This is a genomic window from Streptomyces sp. NRRL B-24085, from assembly GCF_001282115.1.
Lineage (GTDB): Bacteria > Actinomycetota > Actinomycetes > Streptomycetales > Streptomycetaceae > Streptomyces.
The window spans coordinates 12,283-36,507 of sequence record NZ_LJBR01000171.1; the positions used below are offsets into that span (position 1 = coordinate 12,283).

The 24,225-nt window shown below is 71.8% G+C and carries 18 protein-coding genes and 1 pseudogene; 12 read left to right on the forward strand and 7 right to left on the reverse strand.

All coding sequences use genetic code 11. The annotated features are described in order from the left end of the window. Position 1: 1 nt before the first annotated feature. On the reverse strand, positions 2-2,989 hold the full coding sequence (locus tag AOJ26_RS20030; RefSeq protein ID WP_053849693.1) for a bifunctional [glutamine synthetase] adenylyltransferase/[glutamine synthetase]-adenylyl-L-tyrosine phosphorylase: 2,988 nt from the start codon (positions 2,987-2,989) through the stop codon (positions 2-4). 189 nt (positions 2,990-3,178) lie between these two features. On the opposite strand from AOJ26_RS20030, the gene AOJ26_RS20035 reads away from it, so the two are divergent. Beyond that, a complete protein-coding gene (locus tag AOJ26_RS20035; RefSeq protein WP_053849694.1) occupies positions 3,179-3,688 on the forward strand; it encodes a pyridoxamine 5'-phosphate oxidase family protein in 510 nt (169 codons plus the stop codon). Positions 3,689-3,728: 40 nt separating this feature from the next. After that, positions 3,729-4,163 (forward strand): VOC family protein, encoded by a 435-nt coding sequence (locus tag AOJ26_RS20040; RefSeq protein WP_053849695.1) that lies wholly within the window; start codon positions 3,729-3,731, stop codon positions 4,161-4,163. Between the two features lie 59 nt (positions 4,164-4,222). Here the strand turns inward: AOJ26_RS20040 and glnA are convergent, their stop codons facing one another. Further along, positions 4,223-5,584 (reverse strand): type I glutamate--ammonia ligase, encoded by a 1,362-nt coding sequence (glnA, locus tag AOJ26_RS20045; protein WP_028807424.1) that lies wholly within the window; start codon positions 5,582-5,584, stop codon positions 4,223-4,225. Between the two features lie 339 nt (positions 5,585-5,923). Between glnA and AOJ26_RS20050 the strand changes: the two genes are divergently transcribed. The 3 genes from AOJ26_RS20050 to AOJ26_RS20060 all read left to right on the forward strand — a co-directional run bounded on the left by AOJ26_RS20050 (position 5,924) and on the right by AOJ26_RS20060 (position 9,284). Further along, entirely contained in the window at positions 5,924-6,586 is a 663-nt protein-coding gene (locus AOJ26_RS20050) for a DUF3105 domain-containing protein (protein ID WP_053849696.1), read from the forward strand. An 11-nt stretch (positions 6,587-6,597) separates the two neighbouring features. Then, a complete protein-coding gene (locus AOJ26_RS20055; RefSeq protein WP_078959974.1) occupies positions 6,598-7,200 on the forward strand; it encodes a DUF305 domain-containing protein in 603 nt (200 codons plus the stop codon). Between the two features lie 143 nt (positions 7,201-7,343). Beyond that, positions 7,344-9,284 carry a S53 family peptidase gene (locus tag AOJ26_RS20060; RefSeq protein ID WP_053849698.1) on the forward strand — a complete coding sequence of 647 codons (1,941 nt, stop codon included), beginning with the start codon at positions 7,344-7,346 and terminating at the stop codon, positions 9,282-9,284. A 76-nt stretch (positions 9,285-9,360) separates the two neighbouring features. On the opposite strand, the gene AOJ26_RS20065 is transcribed toward AOJ26_RS20060, so the two are convergent. After that, positions 9,361-9,744, reverse strand: a complete 384-nt coding sequence (locus AOJ26_RS20065) for a hypothetical protein (protein WP_234358616.1) — start codon at positions 9,742-9,744, stop codon at positions 9,361-9,363. Between the two features lie 84 nt (positions 9,745-9,828). Here AOJ26_RS20065 and AOJ26_RS20070 point away from each other — a divergent pair, with 84 nt between their 5' ends. After that, entirely contained in the window at positions 9,829-11,865 is a 2,037-nt protein-coding gene (locus AOJ26_RS20070; RefSeq protein WP_053849700.1) for an NAD(+) synthase, read from the forward strand. Positions 11,866-11,892: 27 nt separating this feature from the next. On the opposite strand, the pseudogene AOJ26_RS44450 reads toward AOJ26_RS20070, so the two are convergent. After that, positions 11,893-12,138, reverse strand: a pseudogene (locus tag AOJ26_RS44450) (hypothetical protein); the annotation flags it as partial. Between the two features lie 83 nt (positions 12,139-12,221). After that, positions 12,222-13,088 (reverse strand): 3-methyl-2-oxobutanoate hydroxymethyltransferase, encoded by an 867-nt coding sequence (gene panB, locus AOJ26_RS20075; protein ID WP_053849701.1) that lies wholly within the window; start codon positions 13,086-13,088, stop codon positions 12,222-12,224. Positions 13,089-13,291: 203 nt separating this feature from the next. Here panB and AOJ26_RS20080 point away from each other — a divergent pair, with 203 nt between their 5' ends. The 4 genes from AOJ26_RS20080 to AOJ26_RS20095 all read left to right on the forward strand — a co-directional run bounded on the left by AOJ26_RS20080 (position 13,292) and on the right by AOJ26_RS20095 (position 18,162). Continuing rightward, the gene (locus AOJ26_RS20080) at positions 13,292-14,878 is read left to right on the forward strand and encodes an MFS transporter (RefSeq protein ID WP_053849702.1); all 1,587 of its coding nucleotides are present in this window, start codon (positions 13,292-13,294) and stop codon (positions 14,876-14,878) included. 101 nt (positions 14,879-14,979) lie between these two features. Next, positions 14,980-15,603 carry a TetR/AcrR family transcriptional regulator gene (locus AOJ26_RS20085; protein WP_053849703.1) on the forward strand — a complete coding sequence of 208 codons (624 nt, stop codon included), beginning with the start codon at positions 14,980-14,982 and terminating at the stop codon, positions 15,601-15,603. A 197-nt stretch (positions 15,604-15,800) separates the two neighbouring features. Further along, on the forward strand, positions 15,801-16,850 hold the full coding sequence (locus AOJ26_RS20090) for an endonuclease/exonuclease/phosphatase family protein (protein ID WP_053849704.1): 1,050 nt from the start codon (positions 15,801-15,803) through the stop codon (positions 16,848-16,850). A 91-nt stretch (positions 16,851-16,941) separates the two neighbouring features. Then, positions 16,942-18,162 carry an MFS transporter gene (locus AOJ26_RS20095; protein WP_053849705.1) on the forward strand — a complete coding sequence of 407 codons (1,221 nt, stop codon included), beginning with the start codon at positions 16,942-16,944 and terminating at the stop codon, positions 18,160-18,162. Positions 18,163-18,216: 54 nt separating this feature from the next. Here the strand turns inward: AOJ26_RS20095 and AOJ26_RS20100 are convergent, their stop codons facing one another. Further along, the gene (locus AOJ26_RS20100; RefSeq protein WP_053849706.1) at positions 18,217-18,693 is read right to left on the reverse strand and encodes a hypothetical protein; all 477 of its coding nucleotides are present in this window, start codon (positions 18,691-18,693) and stop codon (positions 18,217-18,219) included. Positions 18,694-18,794: 101 nt separating this feature from the next. On the opposite strand from AOJ26_RS20100, the gene AOJ26_RS20105 reads away from it, so the two are divergent. Beyond that, on the forward strand, positions 18,795-19,820 hold the full coding sequence (locus tag AOJ26_RS20105) for an ATP-binding cassette domain-containing protein (protein WP_053849707.1): 1,026 nt from the start codon (positions 18,795-18,797) through the stop codon (positions 19,818-19,820). Then, the gene (locus AOJ26_RS20110) at positions 19,817-20,632 is read left to right on the forward strand and encodes an ABC transporter permease (RefSeq protein WP_053849708.1); all 816 of its coding nucleotides are present in this window, start codon (positions 19,817-19,819) and stop codon (positions 20,630-20,632) included. Before AOJ26_RS20105 ends, AOJ26_RS20110 begins: the two co-directional genes overlap by 4 nt. Before the next feature lie 30 nt (positions 20,633-20,662). Here AOJ26_RS20110 and AOJ26_RS20115 read toward each other — a convergent pair whose 3' ends face one another. Then, the gene (locus AOJ26_RS20115; RefSeq protein ID WP_053849709.1) at positions 20,663-23,974 is read right to left on the reverse strand and encodes an AfsR/SARP family transcriptional regulator; all 3,312 of its coding nucleotides are present in this window, start codon (positions 23,972-23,974) and stop codon (positions 20,663-20,665) included. Between the last annotated feature and the right edge of the window lie 251 nt (positions 23,975-24,225).

Here is a 24,225-nt window from a genome sequence, read left to right on the forward strand (position 1 = left end):
GCTACCCTCCGTAGAACAACTCGTCCACCACGCCACGCGCCCGCCGGGCCGTTCGTCGGTAGTCGTCCAGCATGTCGCCCGCGTGACCCGGCCCGTACCCCAGGTAGCGGCCCACCGCGGCGAGTTCGCGGGCCTCGGCCGGGAAGGTGTCCCCGGCCCGGCCGCGCACCAGCATCACCGCGTTGCGCACCCGGGTCGCGAGCACCCACGCCTCGTCGAGGACCTGGGTGTCGTCCGCGGAGATGAACCCGGCGTCCCGTGCGGCGGCGAGGGCCGCCCGGGTGCGGGTCGTGCGCAGGCCCGGCACCTGGGCCCCGTGCCGCATCTGGAGCAGCTGGACCGTCCACTCGACGTCGGACAGCCCGCCCGGCCCGAGCTTGGTGTGCAGTTTCGGGTCGGCGCCGCGCGGCATCCGCTCGGCCTCCATGCGTGCCTTCAGCCGCCGGATCTCGCGTACCGCGTCGTCGCCGAGGCCGGCCGCCGGATAGCGCAGGGGGTCGATGAGCTCGACGAAGCGGCGGCCCAGATCGGCGTCCCCGGCGACCGGTTCGGCCCGCAGCAGCGCCTGCGCCTCCCAGGCGAGGGACCAGCGGCGGTAGTAGGCCGCGTACGACGTCAGCGTGCGCACCAGCGGACCGGACTTGCCCTCCGGGCGCAGGTCGGCGTCGATGAGCAGCGGGGGGTCGGCGCTCGGGATCTGGAGCAGCCGGCGCATCTCGGAGACGACCTTGTTGGCGGCCTGGGAGGCCTCCCGCTCGTCGACGCCCTCGCAGGGTTCGTGGACGAACAGGACGTCCGCGTCGGAGCCGTAGCCGAGTTCGTGTCCGCCGAAGCGGCCCATGCCGATGACGGCGAACCGGGTCGGCAGGGTGTCGCCCCAGGTGTCCCGGACCACCGCGCGCAGGGTGCCGGCGAGGGTCGCGGCGGTCAGGTCGGACACGGCGGCGCCGACACGGTCCACCAGGGCGCCCTGGTCCGGTTCGGCGGGCCGGGTCTCGGTGCCGTAGGAGCCGACGATGTCCGCGGCGGCCGTACGGAAGAGTTCGCGGCGGCGGACGCCACGGGCCGCGGTGACCGCCTGGGCGGCCCCGTCGGCGCGGCGGACGGCGGCGAGTATCTCCTGTTCGAGCCCGGCGCGCCCGCGCGGTGCGAGCCCGCCGCCGTCGCCGTCCCCGAGGAGCGCCACGGCCTCCGGGGCGCGCATCAGCAGGTCGGGGGCGAGACGGCCGGCGGACAGCACGCGCGCGAGGTTCTCGGCGGCGGCGCCCTCGTCCCTGAGCAGCCGCAGGTACCAGGGCGTCTTGCCCAACGCGTCCGACACCTTGCGGAAGTTGAGCAGTCCGGCGTCCGGGTCGGCGGACTCGGCGAACCAGCCCAGCAGGACCGGCAGGAGGGTGCGCTGGATGGCGGCCTTGCGGGTGACGCCGGAGGCGAGGGCCTCCAGGTGGCGCAGGGCGGAGGCCGGGTCCGCGTACCCGAGCGCGACCAGCCGCTCCCGGGCCGCTCCGGCGCTCAACCTGATCTCGCCGGGCCCGAGTTGGGCCACGGCGTCCAGCAGCGGCCGGTAGAACAGCTTCTCGTGCAGTCGTCGTACGACGGAGGCGTGCCGCTTCCACTCCCGGTGGAGCCCGGTCACCGGGTCGGCGCGCAGCCCGAGGGAGCGGCCGAGGCGGCGCAGGTCGGCCTCGTCCTCGGGGACGAGGTGGGTGCGGCGCAGCCGGTAGAGCTGGATGCGGTGCTCCATGGAGCGCAGGAAGCGGTAGGCGTCGTCGAGCTGGGCGGCGTCGGCCCGGCCGACGTAGCCGCCGGCGGCGAGCGCCTGGAGGGCGTCGAGGGTGGTGCCACTGCGCAGCGAGCCGTCCTCCCGGCCGTGCACCAACTGAAGGAGCTGTACGGCGAATTCGACGTCCCGGAGACCGCCGGGACCGAGCTTCAGCTGCCGGTCGAGTTCGGCGACGGGGATGTTCTCCACGACCCGGCGCCGCATCTTCTGCACGTCGGCGACGAAGTTCTCGCGCTCGGCGGCCTTCCAGACCAGGGGTTCGAGGGCAGCGACGTACTCCTCGCCGAGCTCCAGGTCGCCGGCGACCGGGCGCGCCTTGAGGAGGGCCTGGAACTCCCAGGTCTTGGCCCAGCGCTGGTAGTAGGCGAGATGGGAGGAGAGGGTGCGCACGAGCGGTCCGTTCCGTCCCTCGGGGCGCAGGTTGGCGTCGACGGGCCAGATGGACCCCTCGACGGTCGTCTCCGAACACACCCGCATCATGTGCGAGGCGAGCTTGGTGGCGGCGCGCAGGGCCTTGCCCTCGTCGGCCCCGTCGACGGCCTCCCCGACGAAGATGACGTCGACGTCGGACACGTAATTCAGCTCGTGGCCACCGCACTTGCCCATCGCGATCACCGCGAGCCGGCACAGCGCCGCGTCCTCGGGGGCGGCCGCCCGCGCGATGCCCAGCGCGGCGCGCAGGGTCGCGGTGGCGAGGTCGGCGAGCTCGGCGGCGGTCTCGGCGAGGTCGATGGTGCCGCACACGTCCCGGGCGGCGATCGACAGCAGACAGCGCCGGTAGGCGACGCGCAGGGCGACGGGGTCGGTGGCCTCGGCGAGCCCGCGCTCGAACTCCTCGACGCCGGGGTGCAGGTCGCGGGGCTCGTAGGTGACGAGGGCGTGCCAGTCGCCGGGATGCCGGGCGAGGTGCTCGGCGAGCGCGGCGGAGGCGCCGAGCACCCCGAGCAGCCGGTCCCGGAACGGCTTGGCCGCTATCAGGGTGTCGAGCAGTTCCCGGTCGGGCTGCGCCTCCAGCAGGCGTACGAGACCGAGCAGCGCGAGATCGGGGTCGGCGGTGGCGCCGAGCGCCTCGAGGAGCACCGGGTCGTTGCGTACGGCGCTGAGCTCGGCGCTCTCCAACAGCCGCTCGGCGGCGGACGGATCGGTGAAACCGTGCCGCAGCAGCCGCGTGAAGGTACTGCTTCTGCGCCCCGGCGCCGACGTCATCCCGGCCTCCCGTCCGATCAAGGTCGTGTCGGTCGAGCCTAACCGGGAAGCCGCGGAGAAGCGCCTGGACGCCGGTGGGCGGATTCCGGGGCGTCCCGCTCCGCATGCGGGGCACGCCTTCGGCAGACTGGGGGTGTCGAGCCGGACCGCCGCGGTGGCCCGGGTGTTCCCCGAGCCGGAGGCTGTGTGATGACCGAGAAGGAACCCGAGACCCACCTCGATGCCCGCTACAGCGACCCGGGCGCGACGGCGCACTCCTGGGCCGACGCGGTGTCCCTGCTGGCCTCCGCCGAGCTGTTCTGGATCTCGACGGTACGGCCGGACGGGCGCCCGCACGTCACGCCGTTGCCGGCCGTGTGGGCCCACGGGGCGCTGCACTTCTGCACGGGCCCCGAGGAGCGCAAGGCGAGGAACCTCGCGCACAACGCGCACGTGACGCTGACGACCGGCACCAACATCTGGGACAAGGGCTACGACCTGGTGGTGGAGGGCGAGGCGGTACGGGTCTCCGACGACACGAGGCTGCGCGAGCTGGCCGCTGCGTGGGAGGCGAAGTACGGCGACTTCTGGCGCTTCGAGGTGCGGGACGGCTACTTCCACCACGGACCGGGACACGCCGTCGTATATGCGGTGGCGCCGCGCACCGTTTTCGGCTTCGGTAAGGGACAGCCGTTCAGCCAGACGCGGTGGCGTTTCTGAGAACGGCCCTCTGTACGGACGTCGACAAGGGAGTCACGCCATGGACATGAGCCTCGAAGTGATCCTGCTGCCGGTCACGGACGTGGACCGCGCCAAGGAGTTCTACCGCGACAAGGTCGGTTTCCACGTGGATCTGGACGGCGAGGTCATGGAGGGAGTCCGCATCGTCCAGCTCACCCCGCCCGGCTCGGGCTGTTCCATCGCCCTGGTGGACGGCCTCCAGATCCCGACCGGAGCCCCGCAGCCCGGCACCTACCACGGCATGCAACTGTGTGTGACGGACGCGAAGGCGGCGTACGAGGAGCTCACCGCCCGCGGCCTGGACGTGAGCGAACCGGTCCAGTTCGCCCCGCAGGACGGTGCCACCTTCATGTACTTCAAGGACCCGGACGGCAACGGCTGGGCGATCCAGGAGTACAAGCGCCGCGAGACGGAGCCGCTGCACCAGGTGCTGGCGCAGCAGGCGGCCCGGTAGCCCGCCAGGCCGGGGTGCGGGGAACCGCGCGACAGTCCCCGCACCCCCGGCGCGGAGCCCTACAGCACCGGCAGGTTCTTCCGCAGCTCGAAGGCCGTGACCTCGCTGCGGTACTCCTCCCACTCCTGGCGCTTGTTGCGCAGAAAGAAGTCGAAGACGTGCTCGCCCAGGGTCTCGGCGACCAGGTCGCTGCGTTCCATCAGGGTGAGGGCCTCGCCCAGGTTCTGGGGCAGGGGCTCGATGCCCATGGCGCGGCGCTCGGAGTTGGAGAGGGCCCAGACGTCGTCCTCGGCGCCCGGCGGGAGCTCGTAGCCCTCCTCGATGCCCTTGAGGCCGGCGGCCAGCAGGAGGGCGTAGGCGAGGTACGGATTGGCGCCGGAGTCGAGGGAGCGGACCTCGATGCGGGCCGAGCCGGTCTTGCCGGGCTTGTACATCGGGACGCGGACCAGGGCGGAGCGGTTGTTGTGGCCCCAGCAGATGTAGGAGGGGGCCTCGCCGCCGGCGCCCGCGGTGCGCTCGGTGCCGCCCCAGATGCGCTTGTAGGAGTTGACCCACTGGTTGGTGACCGCGGAGATCTCCGCCGCGTGCTTGAGGAGGCCCGCGATGAAGGAGCGGCCGACCTTGGAGAGCTGGTACTCGGAGCCCGACTCGTAGAACGCGTTGCGGTCGCCCTCGAAGAGCGAGAGGTGGGTGTGCATGCCCGAGCCGGGGTGCTCCGAGAACGGCTTGGGCATGAACGTCGCCTGGACGCCCTGCTCCAGCGCCACCTGCTTCATGACCAGGCGGAACGTCATGATGTTGTCGGCCGTGGAGAGCGCGTCGGCGTAGCGCAGGTCGATCTCCTGCTGGCCGGGGGCGCCCTCGTGGTGGGAGAACTCGACCGAGATGCCCATCGACTCCAGCATGGTGATCGCCTGGCGGCGGAAGTCCATGCCGATGTTCTGCGGGGTGTGGTCGAAGTAGCCGGAGTTGTCGGCCGGGGTCGGGCGCGAGCCGTCCAGCGGGCGGTCCTTCAGCAGGAAGAACTCGATCTCCGGGTGGGTGTAGAAGGTGAAGCCCAGGTCGGAGGTGCGGGCCAGGGCGCGCTTGAGGACGTACCTGGGGTCGGCGAAGGACGGGGAGCCGTCCGGCATGAGGATGTCGCAGAACATCCGGGCCGTGCCGGGGGCCTCGGCCCGCCAGGGCAGGACCTGGAAGGTCGACGGGTCCGGCTTGGCGATCATGTCGGACTCGTACACGCGAGCGAATCCCTCGATCGCGGACCCGTCGAAGCCGATGCCCTCGTCGAAGGCCTGTTCCAGTTCCGCCGGGGCCACGGCGACCGACTTGAGGAAGCCCAGCACGTCCGTGAACCACAGGCGTACGAACCGGATGTCGCGCTCCTCCAAGGTCCGGAGCACGAACTCCTGCTGCTTGTCCATCTTCCGCTTCCCCATCCTTGCTGGTCAGGCCGCCTGTCTCCGGGTCCCGCAGGAGGCGGTCGGGCACCTGAGCATCACACCACAACAGGATTTCGTGCGCGTTGCCGACCTTGATCGTCGCGGCGACCCGGGGGTGAACGCCTCACGTCCGGCGGATGTACTGCTCTGCCGCCCATATTGCCTGCTCGGACTGACATACGTAATGCCCGGCCCTCCCCGTCTCACCGCGTGCCCCGGTTTCCTGTGGGCTCCCTGCCGGAAGGCACCCCGGCCCCACTACGATCAGCGGACCGATCGTCACCATCCGTCCCGCCCCTTTCCCCCAGAAGGACACACCTCATGGGTTCCGCCAAGAAGACCACCGCAGCGGCACGCAAGGCGCGCATAGAGGAGATGCGGCGCGCCGAGCAGTCCCGGGAGCGCCGCAACCGGATCCTCACCATCGGCGCCGCCGTGGTCGTCGTCGCCGGTCTGGTCGTCGGCTCCGTCGTGCTGGTGCAGTCGCAGTCCGACGACGACAGCACCGCGGCCGACGGCAAGGGCAAGGGGCACTTCGTCACGGGCTCGGACGGCGTGAAGACGTGGAAGGGCACGCTGGGCCGCAACCACGTGACCAAGACGGTGAGCTACCCGATGGAGCCCCCGGTCGGCGGCGACCACAACCAGGTGTGGATGAACTGCAACGGCAACGTCTACACCAAGGCGATCGGCACCATGAACGCCGTGCACTCGCTGGAGCACGGCGCGGTCTGGGTGACGTACACCAGCGCGGCCAAGAAGGCCGACGTGGACGCGCTCGCGGCGAAGGTGAAGAAGACGCCGTACACGCTGATGAGCCCGGACGACAAGCAGAAGGACCCGATCATGCTGTCCGCGTGGGGCCACCAGCGGACCGTGACGGGGGCGAGCGACCCGAACGTCGACAAGTTCTTCGAGAAGTTCGTGCAGGGCGAGCAGACGCCCGAGCCCGGCGCGGCGTGCACGGGTGGTCTGGGGCAGTGAGGTTCGCCGGAGTGGCCGTGGCCGTGGCGGGGGTCCTCGTCGCGGCCGGCGCGATCACCTACGCCGTGGCCGAGGACGGCGGATCGGACGGCACCCCGTCCGCCGGGTCCGCGGACGCGGGTTTCGCGCGTGACATGGCCGTGCACCACCAGCAGGCCGTCGAGATGTCGTACATCGTCCGTGACCGCACCAAGGACGTCGAGGTGCGGCGGCTCGCCTACGACATCGCGCAGACGCAGGCCAACCAGCGCGGCATGCTGCTGGGTTGGCTGGACCTGTGGGGGCTGCCGAAGGTGTCGGCCGATCCGCCGATGACGTGGATGGACATGGGTGACATGCCGTCGGCCGGCGAGGGCTCGCTGATGCCGGGCATGGCGACCGACGCCGAGATGAAGAGGCTGGGCACGCTCAACGGCAGGCAGGCCGAGGTCTTCTACCTCCAGTTGATGACGGACCATCACCAGGGCGGCATCCACATGGCGAAGGGCTGTGTGGACAAGTGCGCGGTCGGCGTGGAGAAGCGGCTCGCGCAGGGGATGGTCGACGCGCAGCAGTCGGAGATCGATCTGATGGCGGGGATGCTGAAGGAGCGGGGCGCGAAGCCGCGATCATAGAGGGTTAACCCTCGAACCAGCCTTTTTCATTAGGTTAATTGGGCTCTTCTTGGCATGCGCATTCCCCTTGCATGAACGGTTCGTCGCAAGAGTGGCCACACCGTCGAGTGATCACTCGCGACGAACCGCATCCAGGGGGTTCCATGAGATCCAACCGCGCCAAAGTCCGCGCCGGCGTGAGCATGGCGGCGACTCTGCCGATGCTCGCGGGCGCGCTGGCGCTCGGTATACCCGCGGCCCACGCCGCGGACGGCCCGGCCCGTGACACGCTCGCCGGGACCAAGCCCGCGTGGGCCACGGCCAAGGCCGACAAGGGCGCCGCCCCGGACAGTTCCCAGGTCTCCGCCCGGGTCTACCTCGCCGGCAGGGACGCCGCCGGCCTCGCCGCCTACGCGAAGTCGGTGTCCGACCCGGCCTCGGCGTCGTACGGCAAGCACCTGAGCGCCAAGCAGGCGCAGGCCCGCTTCGGTGCCACCAAGGCGCAGGTCGCCGCGGTCAAGTCGTGGCTGGAGTCGGCGGGCCTGAAGGTCACCGGCACCACGCAGCACTACGTCGCCGTCACCGGTGACGTGGCCGCCGCCGAGAAGGCCTTCGGCACCCAGCTCCACAACTACGCCAAGGGCTCGAAGACCTACCGCGCCCCGGCCAAGGCCGCCTCCGCGCCGGCCGGCCTGGACGGTGCCGTCCTGACCGTCACCGGCCTGGACAACGCCCCGCACAAGGCGAGCAGCAAGGACCAACTGCCGCCGCCGGACGCCGTGTTCAAGAACGCCGGGCCGTTCTCCTCGTACTACGGCTCGAACATCGCGAGCACGTTGCCCGACGCCTACGGCACGAAGATCCCGTACGCCGTCAAGGGCTACACGGGCAAGCAGCTCCGCGCCGCCTACGGCGCCGGCACGTACACCGGCAAGGGAGTGCGCGTCGCCATCACCGACGCCTACGCCTCCCCCACCATCGCCTTCGACGCGGCCACCTACGCGAAGAAGAACGGCGACGCCGCCTACACCACGGGCCAGCTCAAGCAGGTCCTGCCGAAGAACTACACGAAGACCGAGGAGTGCGGGGCGGCCGGCTGGTACGGCGAGGAGACCCTCGACGTCGAGGCCGTGCACGCGGTCGCGCCGGACGCGAGCATCACGTACGTGGGCGCCGCGTCCTGCTACGACGACGACCTGCTCGACTCGCTCAGCAAGATCGTCGACAACCACCTCGCCGACATCGTCTCCAACTCCTGGGGCGACATCGAGGCCAACCAGACGCCGGACCTCGCGGCCGCCTACGACCAGGTCTTCCAGTTCGGCGCGGTCGAGGGCATCGGCTTCTACTTCTCCTCCGGCGACAACGGCGACGAGGTCGCCAACACCGGCACGAAGCAGGTCGACACCCCCGCCAACTCGGCGTGGGTGACGGCGGTCGGCGGTACCTCGCTCGCCGTCGGCAAGGGCGACAAGTACCTCTGGGAGACCGGCTGGGGCACCGAGAAGGCCGTGCTGTCCGCGGACGGCAAGAGCTGGACGAACTTCCCCGGCGCGTTCACCTCGGGCGCGGGCGGCGGCACCAGCAGGACGGTCGCCGAGCCCTACTACCAGAAGGGTGTCGTCCCGAACGCGCTCGCCACGGCCAACAACGCCGCCGGCAACCGCGTGGTCCCGGACATCTCCGCGATCGCCGACCCCAACACCGGTTTCCTGGTGGGCCAGACGCAGACCTTCCCCGACGGCTCGCAGCAGTACAGCGAGTACCGCATCGGCGGCACCTCGCTGGCCTCGCCGGTGATCGCGGCCGTGCAGGCGCTGGCGCAGCAGGCGGGCGGCGGCAAGGCGCTCGGCTTCGCCAACCCGTCGATCTACTCGAAGTACGGGTCCCGGGTGTACCACGACGTCACGGACAACCCGACGGGCTCCGGACTCGCGGTCGCGCGCGTCGACTTCATCAACAGCGTTGACGCCAGCGGTGGGTTGAGCACCTCGGTCCGCAGCCTCGGCAAGGACAGCTCGCTGTCCGCGGGCAAGGGCTACGACGACGTGACGGGCGTGGGCACGCCCGCGAACGGTTACGTGCAGTCGTTCAACCGGCGCTGATCCGGACGCACGAACGCGGGGTCCGGTCCCGAGAACCCTCGGGGCCGGGCCCTCGCGCCTGTCCGGACCGCCTTCGTCACGTGCGCCCACGGCGGCCGGTCAGCACGTGGATCACGATCCCCGCGGCCAGCAGGAGAGCCCCGGCGACGAGGAACGGGACCGGCGCGTACTCCTCGGTGCAGGTCTGCCCGCCGGTCACCGCGTGGCACACCTCCCCCGGACCCTCCCGGTTCAGGTGGGCGAGGTAGAGCAGCGGCAGGGCCAGGCCCGAGAGGGCGCCCACGACAGCGCGCCGGGGCCCCCTGCGGAGCAACGGCACCGCGGCCACCGCGGCGAGTACGACGAAGGCGACGCCGACCGTCAGGATCGCCGCGAGCCCGATGCCGGCGCACGCTCCCACGAGGAGCCAGGCCAGGAACCAGCCCCAGCCCGCCGTACCGTCCCGGCCGTCACCACTCACGCCGCGCCTGCCTCTCGTCGGGGGCAAGGGTAGGACGCGCACCCCCGCCCCCCATAGTGTCGCTCTGACGATTACACTGCTCCTGTGACTGCCTCGAACTTCTGGTCCATCTATCAACACGGGTTCGCACGCGTCGCCGCCTGCACGGGGCACACCGTCATCGCGGACCCGCCCGCCAACGCCGAAGCGGTGCTGCGCCAGGCGCGCCGGTGCGGTGAGGAAGGGGTCGCCGTCGCCGTCTTCCCGGAGCTCGGGCTGTGCGGCTACTCCATCGAGGACCTGCTCCTCCAGGACGCCCTGCTCGACGAGGTCGAGACCGCGCTCGCGGACGTGGTCACCGGGTCGGCCGACCTGCTCCCGGTGCTGGTCGTCGGCGCCCCGCTGCGCCACCGGAACCGGGTCTACAACTGCGCGGTGATCGTGCACCGCGGCCGGGTCCTCGGTGTCGTGCCGAAGTCGTACCCGCCCAACTACCGCGAGTTCTACGAGCGCCGGCAGATCGGCGACGGCGCCGACGAGCGCGGCGGGTCGATCCGGGTCGGCGGGGCGAACGTGCCGTTCGGCGTGGACCTGCTGTTCGAGGCGGCCGACGTCCCCGGTCTCGTGCTGCACACGGAGATCTGCGAGGACATGTGGGTGCCGGTGCCGCCCAGCGCGGAGGCCGCCCTCGCCGGCGCGACCGTCCTGGTCAACCTCTCCGGCAGCCCCATCACGGTCGGCCGGGCCGAGGACCGCAAACTGCTCTGCCGCTCGGCGTCCTCGCGCTGCCTCGCGGCGTACGTCTACGCGGCGGCCGGACTCGGCGAGTCCACGACCGACCTGTCCTGGGACGGCCAGGCCATGGTCTACGAGAACGGCGTCCTGCTGGCCGAGACCGAGCGGTTCCCGGCGGGCGACGCGTACGCGGTGGCCGACGTGGACCTGGACCTGCTGCGGCAGGAGCGGCTGCGGATGGGCACGTTCGACGAGAACCGGCGCACCCATCAGGCGCGCACCGGTGACTTCCGGACGGTGTCCTTCGAACTCGACCCGCCCGCGGGCGACCTGGGCCTCAGGCGCCGCCTGGAGCGCTTCCCGTTCGTGCCGGCCGACGCCGGGCGACTCGCCCAGGACTGCTACGAGGCGTACAACATCCAGGTCGCCGGGCTCCAGCAGCGGCTCGCGGCGATCGGCGGCCCGAAGGTGGTCATCGGGGTGTCCGGCGGCCTCGACTCCACGCACGCGCTGATCGTGGCCGCCCGCGCGATGGACCGCGCCGGGCGGCCGCGCAGCGACATCCTGGCCTGGACCCTGCCCGGCTTCGCGACCAGCGACCACACCAAGGACAACGCCCACAAGCTGATGCGGGCCCTCGGCGTCACCGCGGCCGAGCTGGACATCACGCCGACCGCGCGGCTGATGCTGCAGGAGATGGGCCACCCCTTCGCATCCGGTGAGCCCGTGTACGACGTCACCTTCGAGAACGTCCAGGCGGGACTGCGCACCGACTACCTGTTCCGGCTGGCCAACCAGCGCGGCGGCATCGTGCTCGGCACCGGTGACCTCTCCGAGCTGGCGCTCGGCTGGTCGACGTACGGCGTGGGCGACCAGATGAGCCACTACAACGTCAACTCGGGCGTGCCGAAGACGTTGATGCAGCATCTGATCCGCTGGGTCGTCAGCAGCGGGCAGTTCGACGAGGAGACGGGCCACATCCTCACCGCGATCCTCGACACCGAGATCAGCCCGGAGCTGGTGCCGGGCGAGGAGATGCAGTCCACCGAGTCGAAGATCGGCCCGTACGCGCTGCACGACTTCACGCTCTTCCACGTCCTGCGGTACGGCTTCCGGCCCTCGAAGATCGCCTTCCTGGCCTGGCACGCCTGGCACGACGAGAAGACCGGGGCCTGGCCGCCGAACTTCCCGGACGCCAAGCGCGTGACGTACGACCTGCCGGAGATCCGGCGGTGGCTGGAGGTGTTCTGCAAGCGCTTCTTCGCGTTCGCCCAGTTCAAGCGCTCGGCCATGCCGAACGGCCCGAAGGTCTCGGCGGGCGGTTCCCTCTCGCCCCGCGGCGACTGGCGGGCCCCCTCGGACAGCTCGGCGCGGGCGTGGCTGCGGGACCTGGAGCGGTTCGACTAGACGGGGTTCGACCAGGCGGTGCCGGGGGGACGGCCTCGAAGGTGGGCGCCGGTCGAAGGCCAGGTCGACGGTGTCGCCGACGCGGATCTCGCCGTGGCCGATCGAGCGGTCCTCGGTGGGCACCCGGCTGAGCTCCGTACCGTCGAACCCCCCGGTGACGAAGTCGAGGAAGGCTCCCGTGTCGCCGGTGACGACCCAGGGCGCGACGGAGGTGTAGCCCGCCGGGGCGGCGCTGGTCCGGCCTGACGGGCTCCTGCTCCCGGCCTGGAACACGGTCCGGAACAGAGGGCGCCCCGCCGACGGGGGAAGATCGGCGGGGCGCTTGGTGCCGCAGTGGCTCTGACGGGCCGTGGGCCCTAGTGCACGGAGTGCTCCTCCAGCGGGAACGTCCCGCCGACGACGTCCTCCGCGAAGGCCTTCACCGCACTGCCCATGACCTCGCGCAGGTCGGCGTACTGCTTGACGAACTTCGGGACCCGCCCGCCGGTCAGGCCGAGCATGTCGGTCCAGACGAGGACCTGCGCGTCGGTCTCCGGACCCGCGCCGATGCCGACCGTCGGGATGTGCAGCACCCGGGTGACCTCGGCCGCGAGCTCCGCCGGGACCAGCTCCAGGACGACCGCGAACGCGCCCGCGTCCTGGACCGCCTTGGCGTCCCGCAGCAGCTGCTGGGCTGCCTCCTCGCCGCGGCCCTGGACGCGGTAGCCCATGGCGTTGACGGACTGGGGGGTCAGGCCGATGTGGGCCATGACCGGGATGCCGGACTCGACGAGGAGCCGGATCTGCTCGTGGGAGCGCTCGCCGCCCTCCAGCTTGACCGCGCCGACGCCCGCCTCCTTGACCAGCCGGGTCGCCGAGCGCAGCGCCTGCACCGGGCCCTCCTGGTAGGAACCGAAGGGCAGGTCGCCGACGATCAGGGCGCGCGAGGTGCCCCGGACGACGGCCGCCGACAGCATGGTCATCTCGTCCATGGTGACGGGCACGGTGGTCTCGTACCCGAGATGGCAGTTGCCCGCCGAGTCGCCGACGAGCAGCACCGGGATGCCGGCCTCGTCGAAGACGGAGGCGGTCGTCGCGTCGTAGGCGGTGAGCATGGGCCACTTCTCGCCGCGTTCCTTGGCGAGGGTGATGTCCCGGACAGTGATGCGGCGGGTGCCCTTCCCCCCGTACAGCGTCTTGCTGCCGTCGGAGGGCTTGGTGTGGGCAGCCGAAAGCTGCGTCATTGCAACGGCTCCTTACGTCATCTCGAGGCGCCCTGACGGCGTCCCCGGATCACCTCCATGGTGGCACCTCGTGCCAGTCAGGGCCAGGGGTGGTCGGTGTGACCGTTCCGGCACCGCTCCGGCGCCCCTTCGGCACGTAAGGTCTCGGTAAAGACTTACGATACGAGACGGTTCCGTATCGTAATGGGGCTACTCTCGGACGCATGACTACCGCAGCCCCTGACTCCCGGGTACCGGAGGCGGTGCACCGGCGCCGCTGGGCGATCCTCGGCGTACTGATGCTGAGCCTGCTGATCGTGGTGCTCGACAACTCGATCCTGAACGTCGCGATCAAGACGATCTCGACTCCCGCGCCGACCGGCCTGGGCGCCACCCAGAGCGAGCTGGAGTGGGCGATCAACGCCTACACCCTGGTCTTCGCCGGCCTCCTGTTCACCGCGGGCCTGCTCGGCGACCGGCTCGGCCGCAAGAAGGTGCTGCTGGGCGGCCTGTTCGTGTTCGGCGCCGGTTCCGCCCTCGCCGCGTTCTCCGGCTCGCCGGACCAGCTCATCGCCTTCCGCGCGCTGATGGGCCTCGGCGCGGCGTTCGTCATGCCGGCCACGCTCGCCGTCCTGATGAACGTCTTCGAGCGCGAGGAGCAGCCCAAGGCCATCGGCATCTGGGCGGGCGGCGTCGGACTCGCCATCGCCATCGGACCGATCACCGGCGGGGTGCTCCTGGACCACTTCTGGTGGGGTTCGGTCTTCCTCATCAACGTGCCGATCGTGGTGCTCGCGCTCGCGCTGATGCTGTGGCTGGTGCCCGACTCCCGCGACCCGAACCCGGGCCGGCTCGACCCCGTCGGTGTGGTGCTGTCGGTCATCGGACTGGTCCTGCTCGTCTACGGCATCATCAAGGGCGGCCAGCTCGCCGACTTCACGGACGCCACCGTGCTGGCCACCATCGGCGCCGGACTCGCCGTGCTCGTCGCGTTCGTGCTGTTCGAGAAGCGCAGCGACCACCCCTCGATCGATGTCACCTACTTCAAGAACAAGGTGTTCTCGGCCGCGATCGGCGCCATAGGGCTGGTGTTCTTCGCGCTGATGGGCGTGACGTTCTTCTCCGTCTTCTACACCCAGAGCGTGCGCGGCTACTCGCCCTTGCAGACCGGTCTGCTGATGCTGCCGCTGGCCGCCGCGCAGCTGATCTTCGCGCCGCGCGCCCGGCTGGTCGTCGACCGCTTCGGCTACCGGGTGACGACCACGGCAGGCATGCTGCTGATCGCCGCGATGCTGGTGGCGTTCGCCGTGCTGGACGCGGACACTCCGATCTGGCTCCTGGAGGTGATCTTCTTCCTCATGGGCACCGGCATGGCGCACATCATGACGCCGACCAGCGTGGTCATCATGCAGGCCCTGCCGCGCGAGAAGGCGGGCTCCGCGTCCGCGCTCAGCAACACCTTCCGGCAGGTCGGCGGCGCGCTCGGCATCGCCGTCCTCGGCTCGGTGCTCTCCACGGCCTACCGCAACGGCATCGAGTCCCACCTGGGCCCGGTTCCGGCGGGCGCACGGCACACCGCGGGCGAGTCCATCGAGGCCACGCTCGGTGTCGCCGCGAAGCTCGGCCCCCGCGGTGAGAGCCTGGTCGGCCCGGCCAACGACGCCTTCCTGCACGCGATGCACGTCACCGCGCTGTGGGGAGCGGGCGTGGCCCTGGTGGGGGCCCTGGTGGTGGCCCTGTACCTGCCGGGCCGTCCGACGGAACGTCAGCCGGGCGAGGAGGAACAGGAACTGGTTCCCGCGGGCGAGTGACCCGGCGGGGCGGTGTCCGGCCGGCGACGGCCGGACACCGCCCCGCCGTCCCGCCGTGGAGCAGGGATAATCACCTCATCGCACAGAGAGGACCAAGCGACGTGAGCGGCCTCGCGGAGAGTCAGTCCAGGCACACGGGGGCCGTTCGGGGGCGGCCCCGCAGTGAGGCCGTGGAGCGGTCCATCATCGAGGCGGTCATCAAGCTGCTGGAGGACGGCGTGCCGCTCGCCGAGCTGTCCATCGAGCGCATCGCCCGGACCGCGGGCGTCGGCAAGGCCACCATCTACCGCCGCTGGAACGGCAAGGAGGAGCTCTTCGTCGACGTCGTGCGCACCGCCGAGCCCCCGGACGCGGAGCTGCCCGGCACCTCGATGCGCGACGATCTCGTGGCGCTCCTGGAGCAGTTGCGGCAGCGCGGGCTGATGACCCGCTCCTCGGCCCTGCTGCACAGCGTGTTCGCCCAGATGAAGAGCAGTCCGAAGGTCTGGGACGCCTACCACACGCTCGTCGTCGCGCCCCGGCGCCGCCAGCAGGTCGCCATCCTGCGCCGGGGACAGGCCAACGGCGAACTGCGCACGGACATCGACGTCGAACTGGTCAACGACCTGTTCATCGGACCCATGCTCTTCCGCACCATCATGCAGCCCAACGCCGCCCTGCCGGAGGGCCTGTCCGAGCAGATCGTCGACACCGTCCTCGACGGCCTACGCCCCGTCAGTTCCTAGTGTGCGCGTTTCGTCACAGAGGGCGCTTTCACCACCCCGACGGGGAACTCGGGAAGGCGACTTGTACGTCATCGCCCCCGTACGGTCGTCATGGGACGACGAGAGGGAAGCCGATCATCCCCTAGGGTCGTACGGGGTGTTTGAGACCTCGCGGCAGTGGGGCGAACGGCGTGCACGGCAGGTAGTGAGGCGACGGTATGGCGCAGCAGGCGTACGTGACGGAGACGGCGGACGGCGGCTCGGGATCCGAGCGCCGCAGAGACCGGTTCCGGCGTCTGCTCGGCCGCCCGTTCTCGGGGTGGCGCGGTGACCGCCGGATCTGGCGCCGCGGGATCGTCCTGGCCGCCCTCGCGGTGATCGTCGCCCTGGTGATGCTGCTGCACGCGCAGATCCCGAACGCGATCGGCAACCTCGGCAGTCTCACCGAGACCTTCCTGCCCTGGCTCGGCCTGTTCGTCCCGGTGCTGCTCCTGCTCGGCTTCCTGCGCAGGTCCGCGACCGCGCTGATCGCGGTGGTGCTCCCGGCGGCCGTGTGGCTGAACCTCTTCGGCGGTCTGCTCACCGACAAGTCCGGCACCGGCGGCGACCTCACGGTGGCCACCCACAACGTCAACGCAGACAACGCCGACCCGTCCGGCACCGCCCGGGACGTGGCCGCATCCGGCGCGGACGTGGTGGCCCTGGAGGAGCTGACCGCCTCGGCGGTGCCGGTGTACGAGAAGGCGCTGGCGTCGACGTACCGGCACCACGCGGTCGAGGGCACCGTCGGGCTGTGGAGCAAGTACCCGCTGACCGGTGTGAAGGCCGTCGACATCAAGCTGGGCTGGACCCGGGCCATGCGGGCCGCGGTGGCCGCCCCGGACGGCCCGGTCGCGTTCTACGTGGCCCACCTGCCGTCCGTAAGGGTGAAGATGGAGGCCGGGTTCACCGCCCGGCAGCGCGACAAGAGCGCCGACGCGCTGGGCGAGGCCATCGCGGACGAGAAGCTGCCCCGCAAGATCCTGCTCGGCGACCTCAACGGCACGATGAACGACCGCGCGCTGAACGCCGTCACCTCCCAGATGCGCTCCACGCAGGGCGCGGCGGGCAGCGGCTTCGGGTTCAGCTGGCCGGCGTCGTTCCCGATGGCCCGGATCGACCAGATCATGGTGCAGGGCGTGGAGCCGGTGAGTTCGTGGACGCTGCCCGAGACCGGCAGCGACCATCTGCCGGTGGCGGCCCGAGTGAGCCTCGCCACCTCTTCGTAACCTGCGGGAAGCCTGGGGAAGCAGTTTTTGTTCCGATACTGAACATAAGCTGGTACGGAACACCGCTCCCCTCTGAAAGGCTCGACTCCCCATGCCCTTGGCCCTGCTCGCACTGGCCGTCGGCGCTTTCGGTCTCGGCACCACCGAATTCGTGATGATGGGACTGCTGCCCGATGTCGCGGACGACCTGGGCATCTCCATCCCCACCGCAGGTCACCTGGTCTCCGCGTACGCGCTGGGCGTGGTGATCGGCGCCCCGCTGCTCGCCGCGGTCACCGCCCGGATGTCCCGTCGCACGGTCCTCATCGGCCTGATGGCGCTGTTCGTGGCCGGAAACGCGCTCTCCGCCCTCGCCCCCGACGAGCACTGGCTGCTCGCGGCCCGTTTCCTGAGCGGGCTGCCGCACGGTGCCTTCTTCGGGGTGGGCGCGGTCGTCGCCACGAGCATGGTGGCGCCGGAACGCAAGGCCCGTTCGGTGTCGCTGATGTTCCTCGGCCTGACCCTCGCCAACATCGCGGGCGTGCCCGTGGCCACCCTCATGGGCCAGCATCTGGGCTGGCGGGCGACCTTCCTCGGCGTCAGCGCGATCGGCCTGGCGGCGATAGCCTCCCTGGCGCTGCTCATCCCGCACGACCACACGCACGCCCCGGCGGCGGGCCTGCGCCGCGAACTGGTCGCGCTGCGGTCGCTGCCCGTCTGGCTGGCGCTCGGCACCACGGTGGCGGGCTTCGGCGCGCTGTTCGCCGCGTACAGCTACATCACGCCGATGCTCACGGACGCGGCCGGTTACGCCGACTCCAGCGTGACGCTGCTGCTCGCCCTGTTCGGGGTGGGCGCGACGGCGGGCAACCTGGTCGGCGGCCGGCTCGCCGACCACTCGCTGCGCGGCACCCTGTTCGGCGGCCTGACCTCGCTGGTCGTGGTCCTGGCCCTGTTCCCGCTGCTGATGTCGGCGCAGTGGAGCGCGGCGGTCGCGGTGGTCCTGCTGGGCACGGCGGCCTTCGTCACCGGCTCCCCGCTCCAGCTGATGGTCATGGAGAAGGCGTCCGCCGCCCCCTCCCTGGCCTCCTCCGCCAACCAGGCCGCCTTCAACCTGGCCAACGCCGGCGGCGCCTGGATCGGCGGTCTCGCGCTCGCCGCGGGCCTCGGCGTGACCTCCCCCGCGCTCACGGGCGCCGCCCTGGCCGTGCTCGGCCTCGGGGTCGCGGCGGTGGCCGCGGTCGTGGACCGGCGGCGCGCGGACGCACCGGCCGGCCGGGAGCGCGTGATCGCCTCGCACGTCCCGGAGCACGCGGAGGCAGCACGCCGCTGAGCGGTCGTACGACGAAGGGGGGCGCCCGGTGATCGCCGGGCGCCCCCCTTTCGCTCACCCCATCGTCTCGCGCGCCGCGTCCAGGAACGCCAGCCGGTTGGCCTCCAGGTGGTCCCGTACGCTCTCGCCCTCCGGCAGGCCCTCCCACACCGTCCGGTTGAGGTCGAGGAAGTGGGCGCGGGCCGCCTGGTGGACGGGGAGCGGGAACTGGACCCGGATGAGGCGCTCGGCCACCCACAGGCGGTTCATCACGTCGCTGGTCGTGAGGAACCAGGGGTCGGTGCGCTCGTGGTCGGCGGGACGGGAGTAGGCGGCGCGTTCCGCCTCGGCGCTGACCTCGATGAAGCGTTCCAGCAGGGCCAGGCGTTCCGCGCGCCGGGCCTCCGACACCGCGATCCGCTGCCGCTGCTGTTCGGCGCGTTCCGCCGACTGCTGCGTCCGGTGCTGGACGAGGTAGGAGAGCACGCCGCCCAGGGCGACACCGCCCAGCGATATCAGAGACACCCAGACCTGGCCCGACATGCGCGTCATCGTCGCACGACGACGGACCGGACCGGGTCTGTCGGTGATGTGCAGGCACTTGTAGGCGGCCTGTCGGTGGTTTGTCGGCGGGGGCTGACACCGTCCTCGGTATGACGCGAATCGACAAGAACCCCAAGGGCGGGGACTCCGCCGTGTCCGTGCGGGGTCTGGTCAAGCACTACGGCGAGACCAAGGCGCTGGACGGCGTCGACCTGGACGTGCGCGAGGGCACCGTGATGGGCGTGCTCGGGCCGAACGGAGCCGGGAAGACCACCCTCGTACGCATCCTGTCCACCCTGCTCGCCCCTGACGCCGGCCAGGCCACGGTCGCCGGTTTCGACGTGGTGCGCCAGCCCCGGCAGCTGCGGCGCGTGATCGGACTCACCGGGCAGTACGCCTCGGTGGACGAGAAGCTGCCCGGCTGGGAGAACCTGTACATGATCGGGCGGCTGCTCGACCTGCCCCGCAAGGAGGCCCGCGCGAGGGCCGACGAACTGCTGGAGCGGTTCTCGCTGACGGACGCGGCGAAGCGGCCGGCGAGCACCTACTCGGGCGGTATGCGGCGGCGGCTCGACCTCGCCGCCTCGATGATCGGGCGCCCCCAGGTGCTCTTCCTCGACGAGCCCACCACCGGTCTCGACCCGCGCACCCGCAACGAGGTGTGGGACGAGGTCAAGCGGATGGTCGGGGACGGCGTGACCGTCCTGCTGACCACCCAGTACATGGAGGAGGCCGAGCAGCTCGCCTCCGAGCTGACCGTGGTGGACCACGGCAAGGTCATCGCCGACGGCGCCATCGAGGAGCTCAAGGCGAAGGTCGGCGGGCGCTCGCTGCGGGTCCGGCCCGTGGACCCGCTCCAGCTCCGGCCGCTCGCCGGGTGGATCGACGAGCTCGGCATCACCGGGCTCGCCACCAGCACCGTGGACACCGAGAGCGGCACCGTCATCGTCCCGATCCTCAGCGACGAGCAACTCACCGCCGTGGTCGGCGCGGTCACCGCGCGTGGCGTGACCCTCTCCTCCATCACCACCGAACTGCCCAGCCTGGACGAGGTGTTCCTGTCCCTCACCGGCCACCGTGCCAGTGCCCCGCAGGACGCCGTCCCCACCGACACCCGCGAGGAGGTCGCCGTATGAGTGCCGCAACCGCCACCACGATCGACGCCGACGCCCGGATCCCGCTGCGCGGGCACCTGCGGCACACCGGCGCCCTCGTCCGCCGCAACCTGCTGTGGATCAAGCAGGACCCGGAGTCGATGTTCGACGCCATCCTGTTCCCGGTCATCTTCACCCTGCTGTTCGTGTACGTCTTCGGCGGCTCCATCGGGCAGTCGCTCGGCGGCGGCCAGGAGGCCTATGTGCAGTACGTGGTGCCCGGACTGATGGCCATGATGGGCATGAACATGGCCCAGGGTGTCGGCACCGGCTTCAACACCGACTTCAACTCCGGTGTCATGGACCGGTTCCGCTCCCTGCCGATCGGCCGCGGCTCGGTGCTGTTCGCCAAGATTTCCGTGGAACTGATGCGGATGCTGCTCGCCACGGCGGTCCTCATGGTCGTCGGCGTCCTGGTCGGCTTCGACATCACCAACTGGCCGGGACTGCTGGCCTCGGTGGGCCTGTCCGCCGTGTTCGGCTCGGCCCTGATGTGGGTGTTCCTCACCCTCGGCGTGATCATGAAGAGCGCGCAGTCCGTGCAGGCGATGGGCTTCCTGGTGCTGATGCCGCTCCAGTTCGGCTCGTCGATCTTCGCACCGACCCGGTCGATGCCCGGCTGGCTGCAGAACTTCACCGAGTACAACCCGCTCTCCTCCCTCGCGGACGCGGCGCGCGGGCTGATGGTGGGCGGCCCGGTCGCCCACGGCCTGTGGGTGACGCTGGCCTGGTCGGTGGGCCTCACCGCGGTCATGGCGCCGGTCGCCATCCACAAGTTCCGCACGAAGAGCTGACCGGACTGCGCCACCAGGCGTCGGTGCGCGTCACACCAGGGCGGCGGCCTCCTTCGAGGAGAGGCCGTCGCCCTCCGCGTACGCCGACTCGTAGGCCGCGTCGCCGAGCACCGCGCGCAGGTCCCGCTCGGCCCTGTCCCGCAGGGTGCGCTCGACGGTCGTCGGGGCGTGCCTGGCCGGCAGCAGCGCGTCGCCGGCCCGGAGGCAGCGGGCGCCGTCCCGGGCGCGGGCGCCGCCGTCGGCCCCGGCGAGGGCCAGCCCGGCGGTGTGCAGGTACATGGTGCGCATATGAGGGGCGATGGTCAGGGCCAGTGGGTCCTCGGACTTCTCCAGCGCCCGCCGGACCAGCCGCAGACACTCGTCGTAGCGGCCGTCCATCGCCTCCAGCCAGGCCTCCGAGCCGAGGATGAAGGCGTCGAAGATGACGAAGTGGGCGATGCCGAACTGCTGGCGCAGCAGCTTGAGCTGCTCGCGCGCCTCGGGGATGCGGCCGGTCAGGCCGAGCCGCCCGGCGAGGAACATCCGGGAGGCGGGCATCGCCTCGTTGCGGGCGCCGTCCTGGTCGGCGATCACCTCGCGCAGCAGGCGCTCGCCGCGCTCGGCCTCCCCGGTCTCCAGCAGTGCGCTGCCCAGCCGGGCGTTGAGCACGGACATCTGGGCTCGGGCACCGAGCTCCTCGGCCCGCTCGATCGCCCTCTCGTAGTCCTCGGCGGCCGCGCGCCACTCGCCCTTGCGTTCATGGGCCTCGGCGCGCGCGGACAGCGCCTCCGCAGTCCCCCACACGTCACCGAGCCGCTCGTAGAGCGCCAGCGCCTCCTCGGCGTCCTGGATGGCGTCACCGGCCCAGTCGGAGCGGTTGGCCAGCAGGTTGGCCCGCCACTGGAGGGCCGCCGCCAGCTCCCACTCGTAGCCCGGGGTGGAACGGCAGGTCTCGACGGTCGCCTGGATGACGGTCCGCAGCCGGTCCATGTCACCGGTGAGCATGATGGCGAAGAACCAGAGCGAGCCCGGCATCCGGCAGGTCTGCGCCATGCCGGGCTGGTAGGTGGCGGCGATGGTGCGCAGCTTGGCCTGCGCGTGCTGGTTCTGCCAGGCGTCCAGCTCGGTGTCCATGCAGGCGAGATGGACGAGGTGGACACCGCGCCGCGCCTCCTCCAGCACCTCGCCGGTCCACGGCGGCGGGGTGTCCGTGCAGCGCTCCCACACCGGTGCGGCGGGCCGGACCGGCTCGGCGAAGGGGTCGGGGCCGAGGCCCTGGACCTCGCGGGACCAGTTGCGGGCCTCGATGCGCAGGTCGCGCATCTGCCAGTACCAGGCCAGCGACAGGACCAGGCACAGCCCTTCCTGCTCGTCGCGGTCGGCCACGGCCCGGCGCAGCGCGGTGCGGAGGTTCTCGTACTCGCGCTCCAGCCGCCCGATGGCGGCGAGTTGACCCGGTCCGCGCAGCAACGGGTCGGTGGTGCGGGCGAGTTCGCGGTAGTGCGTCAGATGCGCGCGCTCGGCGTCGGCACGGGCGCCGGCCTTCTCGTCGAGGCGTTCGCCGGCGTACTCGCCGACGGTCTCCAGGAGCCGGTAGCGCATCTCGCCGTCCCCCGAAGGGGCCGCCACCACCAGGGACTTGTCGACCAGGGAACCGAGCGCGTCCAGCGCGGCGGGGCCGCACACGGCCTCGGCGGCGGCCAGGTCGCAGCCGCCGGCGAACACCGACAGCCGCCGCAGGACCTCGCGTTCCTCCTCGTCGAGCAGGTCCCAGGACCAGTCGACGACGGCCCGGAGGGTCTGCTGGCGGGGCAGCACGGTACGGCTGCCGGAGGTGAGCAGCCGGAAGCGGTCGTCGAGCCGGTCGGCGATCTGCCGTGGTGTCAGCATCCGCAGCCGGGCGGCGGCGAGCTCGATGCCGAGGGGCAGTCCGTCGAGACGCCGGCAGATCTCGGCGCAGGCCGCCGCGGTCTCCTCGTCGGCGTCGACCCGGAACCCGGGCCGGGCGGCGGCCCCGCGCTCGGCGAGCAGCCGCAGCGCGACCGGCTCCGGCAGGGGTTCCACGGGGCGCAGCAACTCCCCCGGCACGCCGAGGGGTTCACGGCTGGTGGCCAGGACGGTCAGCCCGGGACAGCGCTCCAGGAGCGTCTCCGCCAACTGGGCGGCCGCGTCGACCACGTGCTCGCAGTTGTCGAGGATCAGCAGCATCCGGCGGCGGCCGCAGTGCTCGGCGAGCCGCTCGACGGGGTCGTCCAGCCGCTCGCTGCCGGCGGCGCGCATCGCCTCGGCACCGGCGCCGTACAGCACGGTCTCGCGGGCCCCCACGGCGGTGAGCACGGCCTCGGGCACGGCGTCCGGGTCGTCGACCGGGGCGAGCTCGGCCAGCCACACCCCGTCCCGCGCCGCCTCCCCCACCGCCTCGGCGGCCTCCTGCGAGAGCCGGGTCTTGCCGGCCCCGCCCGGACCAAGCAGGGTGACCAGGCGTGCGGCGGCGAGGTCCCCGCGGATCGCCTCGATGTCGGCTTCCCGGCCGACGAAGGAGGTGAGACGGGCACGGAGGTTGCCGGGCGGCGGGCCCGAGGGTACGGGGGAACGGGCCGGGTCGTGCGCGTCCGCGACGCGCCGGGGGGACGGCTGGGGTCGCAGCAACTCACCGTGCAGCGCCCTCAGTTCCGGCCCCGGGTCCGCGCCCAGCCGATCCGCGAGGAGTTGGCGTACGGACCCGTACGCGGCCAGCGCCTCCGCGGTGCGGCCCGTGTCGCGCAGGGCACGCAGGCGCAGGGCCTGGAGGGATTCGTCGAGGGGGTGGGTGTCGCACAGGGCGGTCAGTTCGGGCAGGGACTGGTCGGCCTGGCCGAGGGCGAGCGCGGCGGTGTGCCGGGCGCGCAGCGCGTCCAGCCGGCGGGCCTCCGCGCGGGTCGCCTCGGCCGTACGGTCGGGCAGGTCGGCCAGTGCCGGGCCGCGCCACAGGGCGAGGGCGTCGTCCAGGGCCACGGCCGCCTTCGCCGGGTCGCCGTCGGCCAGCGCCCGCAGGCCGTCGCCGGCGAGCCGCTCGAAGCGGTGCAGGTCGATGTCGTCGGGCGCGGCGGTGAGCCGGTAGCCGCCGTCCACCGAGGCGACCGCGTCCGCCCCGAGCGCCCGCCTGAGCCGTCCCACCAGCGCCTGCACCGCGCCCGTCGCGTCGGCGGGCGGGTCGCCGTCCCACACCTCGTCCACGAGGAGGCTCACCGGGACGGTACGGCCGGGCCGCAGCGCGAGAACGGTCAGCAGCGCACGCAGCCGCGCTCCGCCGACCGGGACGGTCGTGCCGTCGGAGCGGAGTGCTTGCGTGGTGCCGAGGATGCGGTAGCGCACGGGGTCCATTGTCTCTGCTCGGGCCGGAGCCGGTCACGGGGTTGCTTCAGCGGGGTGTCGGAGGGGCGGGGCGCCTACAAGGGTGCGGGGTTCGGTTGTGTGGCGAGTGCGGGTGCGTTGTGGCTTGTCGCGCAGTTCCCCGCGCCCCTGGGTGGGCACAATCACCCGCGCCACGACGGGCCGTTCGCCGGACGGCGCGCCACGACGGGTGGCTGGCCGCGTACGGCGGTGAGGGGACGGGGTGGGGGGTGTCCGCCCGC

What these genes read in the sequence shown, in the direction of transcription:
- AOJ26_RS20040 (WP_053849695.1), top strand. Translation starts at nt 3,729, where the DNA reads ATGGACATGAGCCTCGAAGTGATCCTGCTGCCGGTCACGGACGTGGAC.
- AOJ26_RS20100 (WP_053849706.1), bottom strand. Translation starts at nt 18,693, where the DNA reads ATGACGCGCATGTCGGGCCAGGTCTGGGTGTCTCTGATATCGCTGGGC.
- AOJ26_RS20030 (WP_053849693.1), bottom strand. Translation starts at nt 2,989, where the DNA reads ATGACGTCGGCGCCGGGGCGCAGAAGCAGTACCTTCACGCGGCTGCTG.
- panB (WP_053849701.1), bottom strand. Translation starts at nt 13,088, where the DNA reads ATGACGCAGCTTTCGGCTGCCCACACCAAGCCCTCCGACGGCAGCAAG.
- glnA (WP_028807424.1), bottom strand. Translation starts at nt 5,584, where the DNA reads ATGGACAAGCAGCAGGAGTTCGTGCTCCGGACCTTGGAGGAGCGCGAC.
- AOJ26_RS20115 (WP_053849709.1), bottom strand. Translation starts at nt 23,974, where the DNA reads ATGGACCCCGTGCGCTACCGCATCCTCGGCACCACGCAAGCACTCCGC.
- AOJ26_RS20105 (WP_053849707.1), top strand. Translation starts at nt 18,795, where the DNA reads ATGACGCGAATCGACAAGAACCCCAAGGGCGGGGACTCCGCCGTGTCC.
- AOJ26_RS20095 (WP_053849705.1), top strand. Translation starts at nt 16,942, where the DNA reads ATGCCCTTGGCCCTGCTCGCACTGGCCGTCGGCGCTTTCGGTCTCGGC.
- AOJ26_RS20035 (WP_053849694.1), top strand. Translation starts at nt 3,179, where the DNA reads ATGACCGAGAAGGAACCCGAGACCCACCTCGATGCCCGCTACAGCGAC.
- AOJ26_RS20050 (WP_053849696.1), top strand. Translation starts at nt 5,924, where the DNA reads ATGGGTTCCGCCAAGAAGACCACCGCAGCGGCACGCAAGGCGCGCATA.
- AOJ26_RS20080 (WP_053849702.1), top strand. Translation starts at nt 13,292, where the DNA reads ATGACTACCGCAGCCCCTGACTCCCGGGTACCGGAGGCGGTGCACCGG.
- AOJ26_RS20060 (WP_053849698.1), top strand. Translation starts at nt 7,344, where the DNA reads ATGAGATCCAACCGCGCCAAAGTCCGCGCCGGCGTGAGCATGGCGGCG.
- AOJ26_RS20090 (WP_053849704.1), top strand. Translation starts at nt 15,801, where the DNA reads ATGGCGCAGCAGGCGTACGTGACGGAGACGGCGGACGGCGGCTCGGGA.
- AOJ26_RS20110 (WP_053849708.1), top strand. Translation starts at nt 19,817, where the DNA reads ATGAGTGCCGCAACCGCCACCACGATCGACGCCGACGCCCGGATCCCG.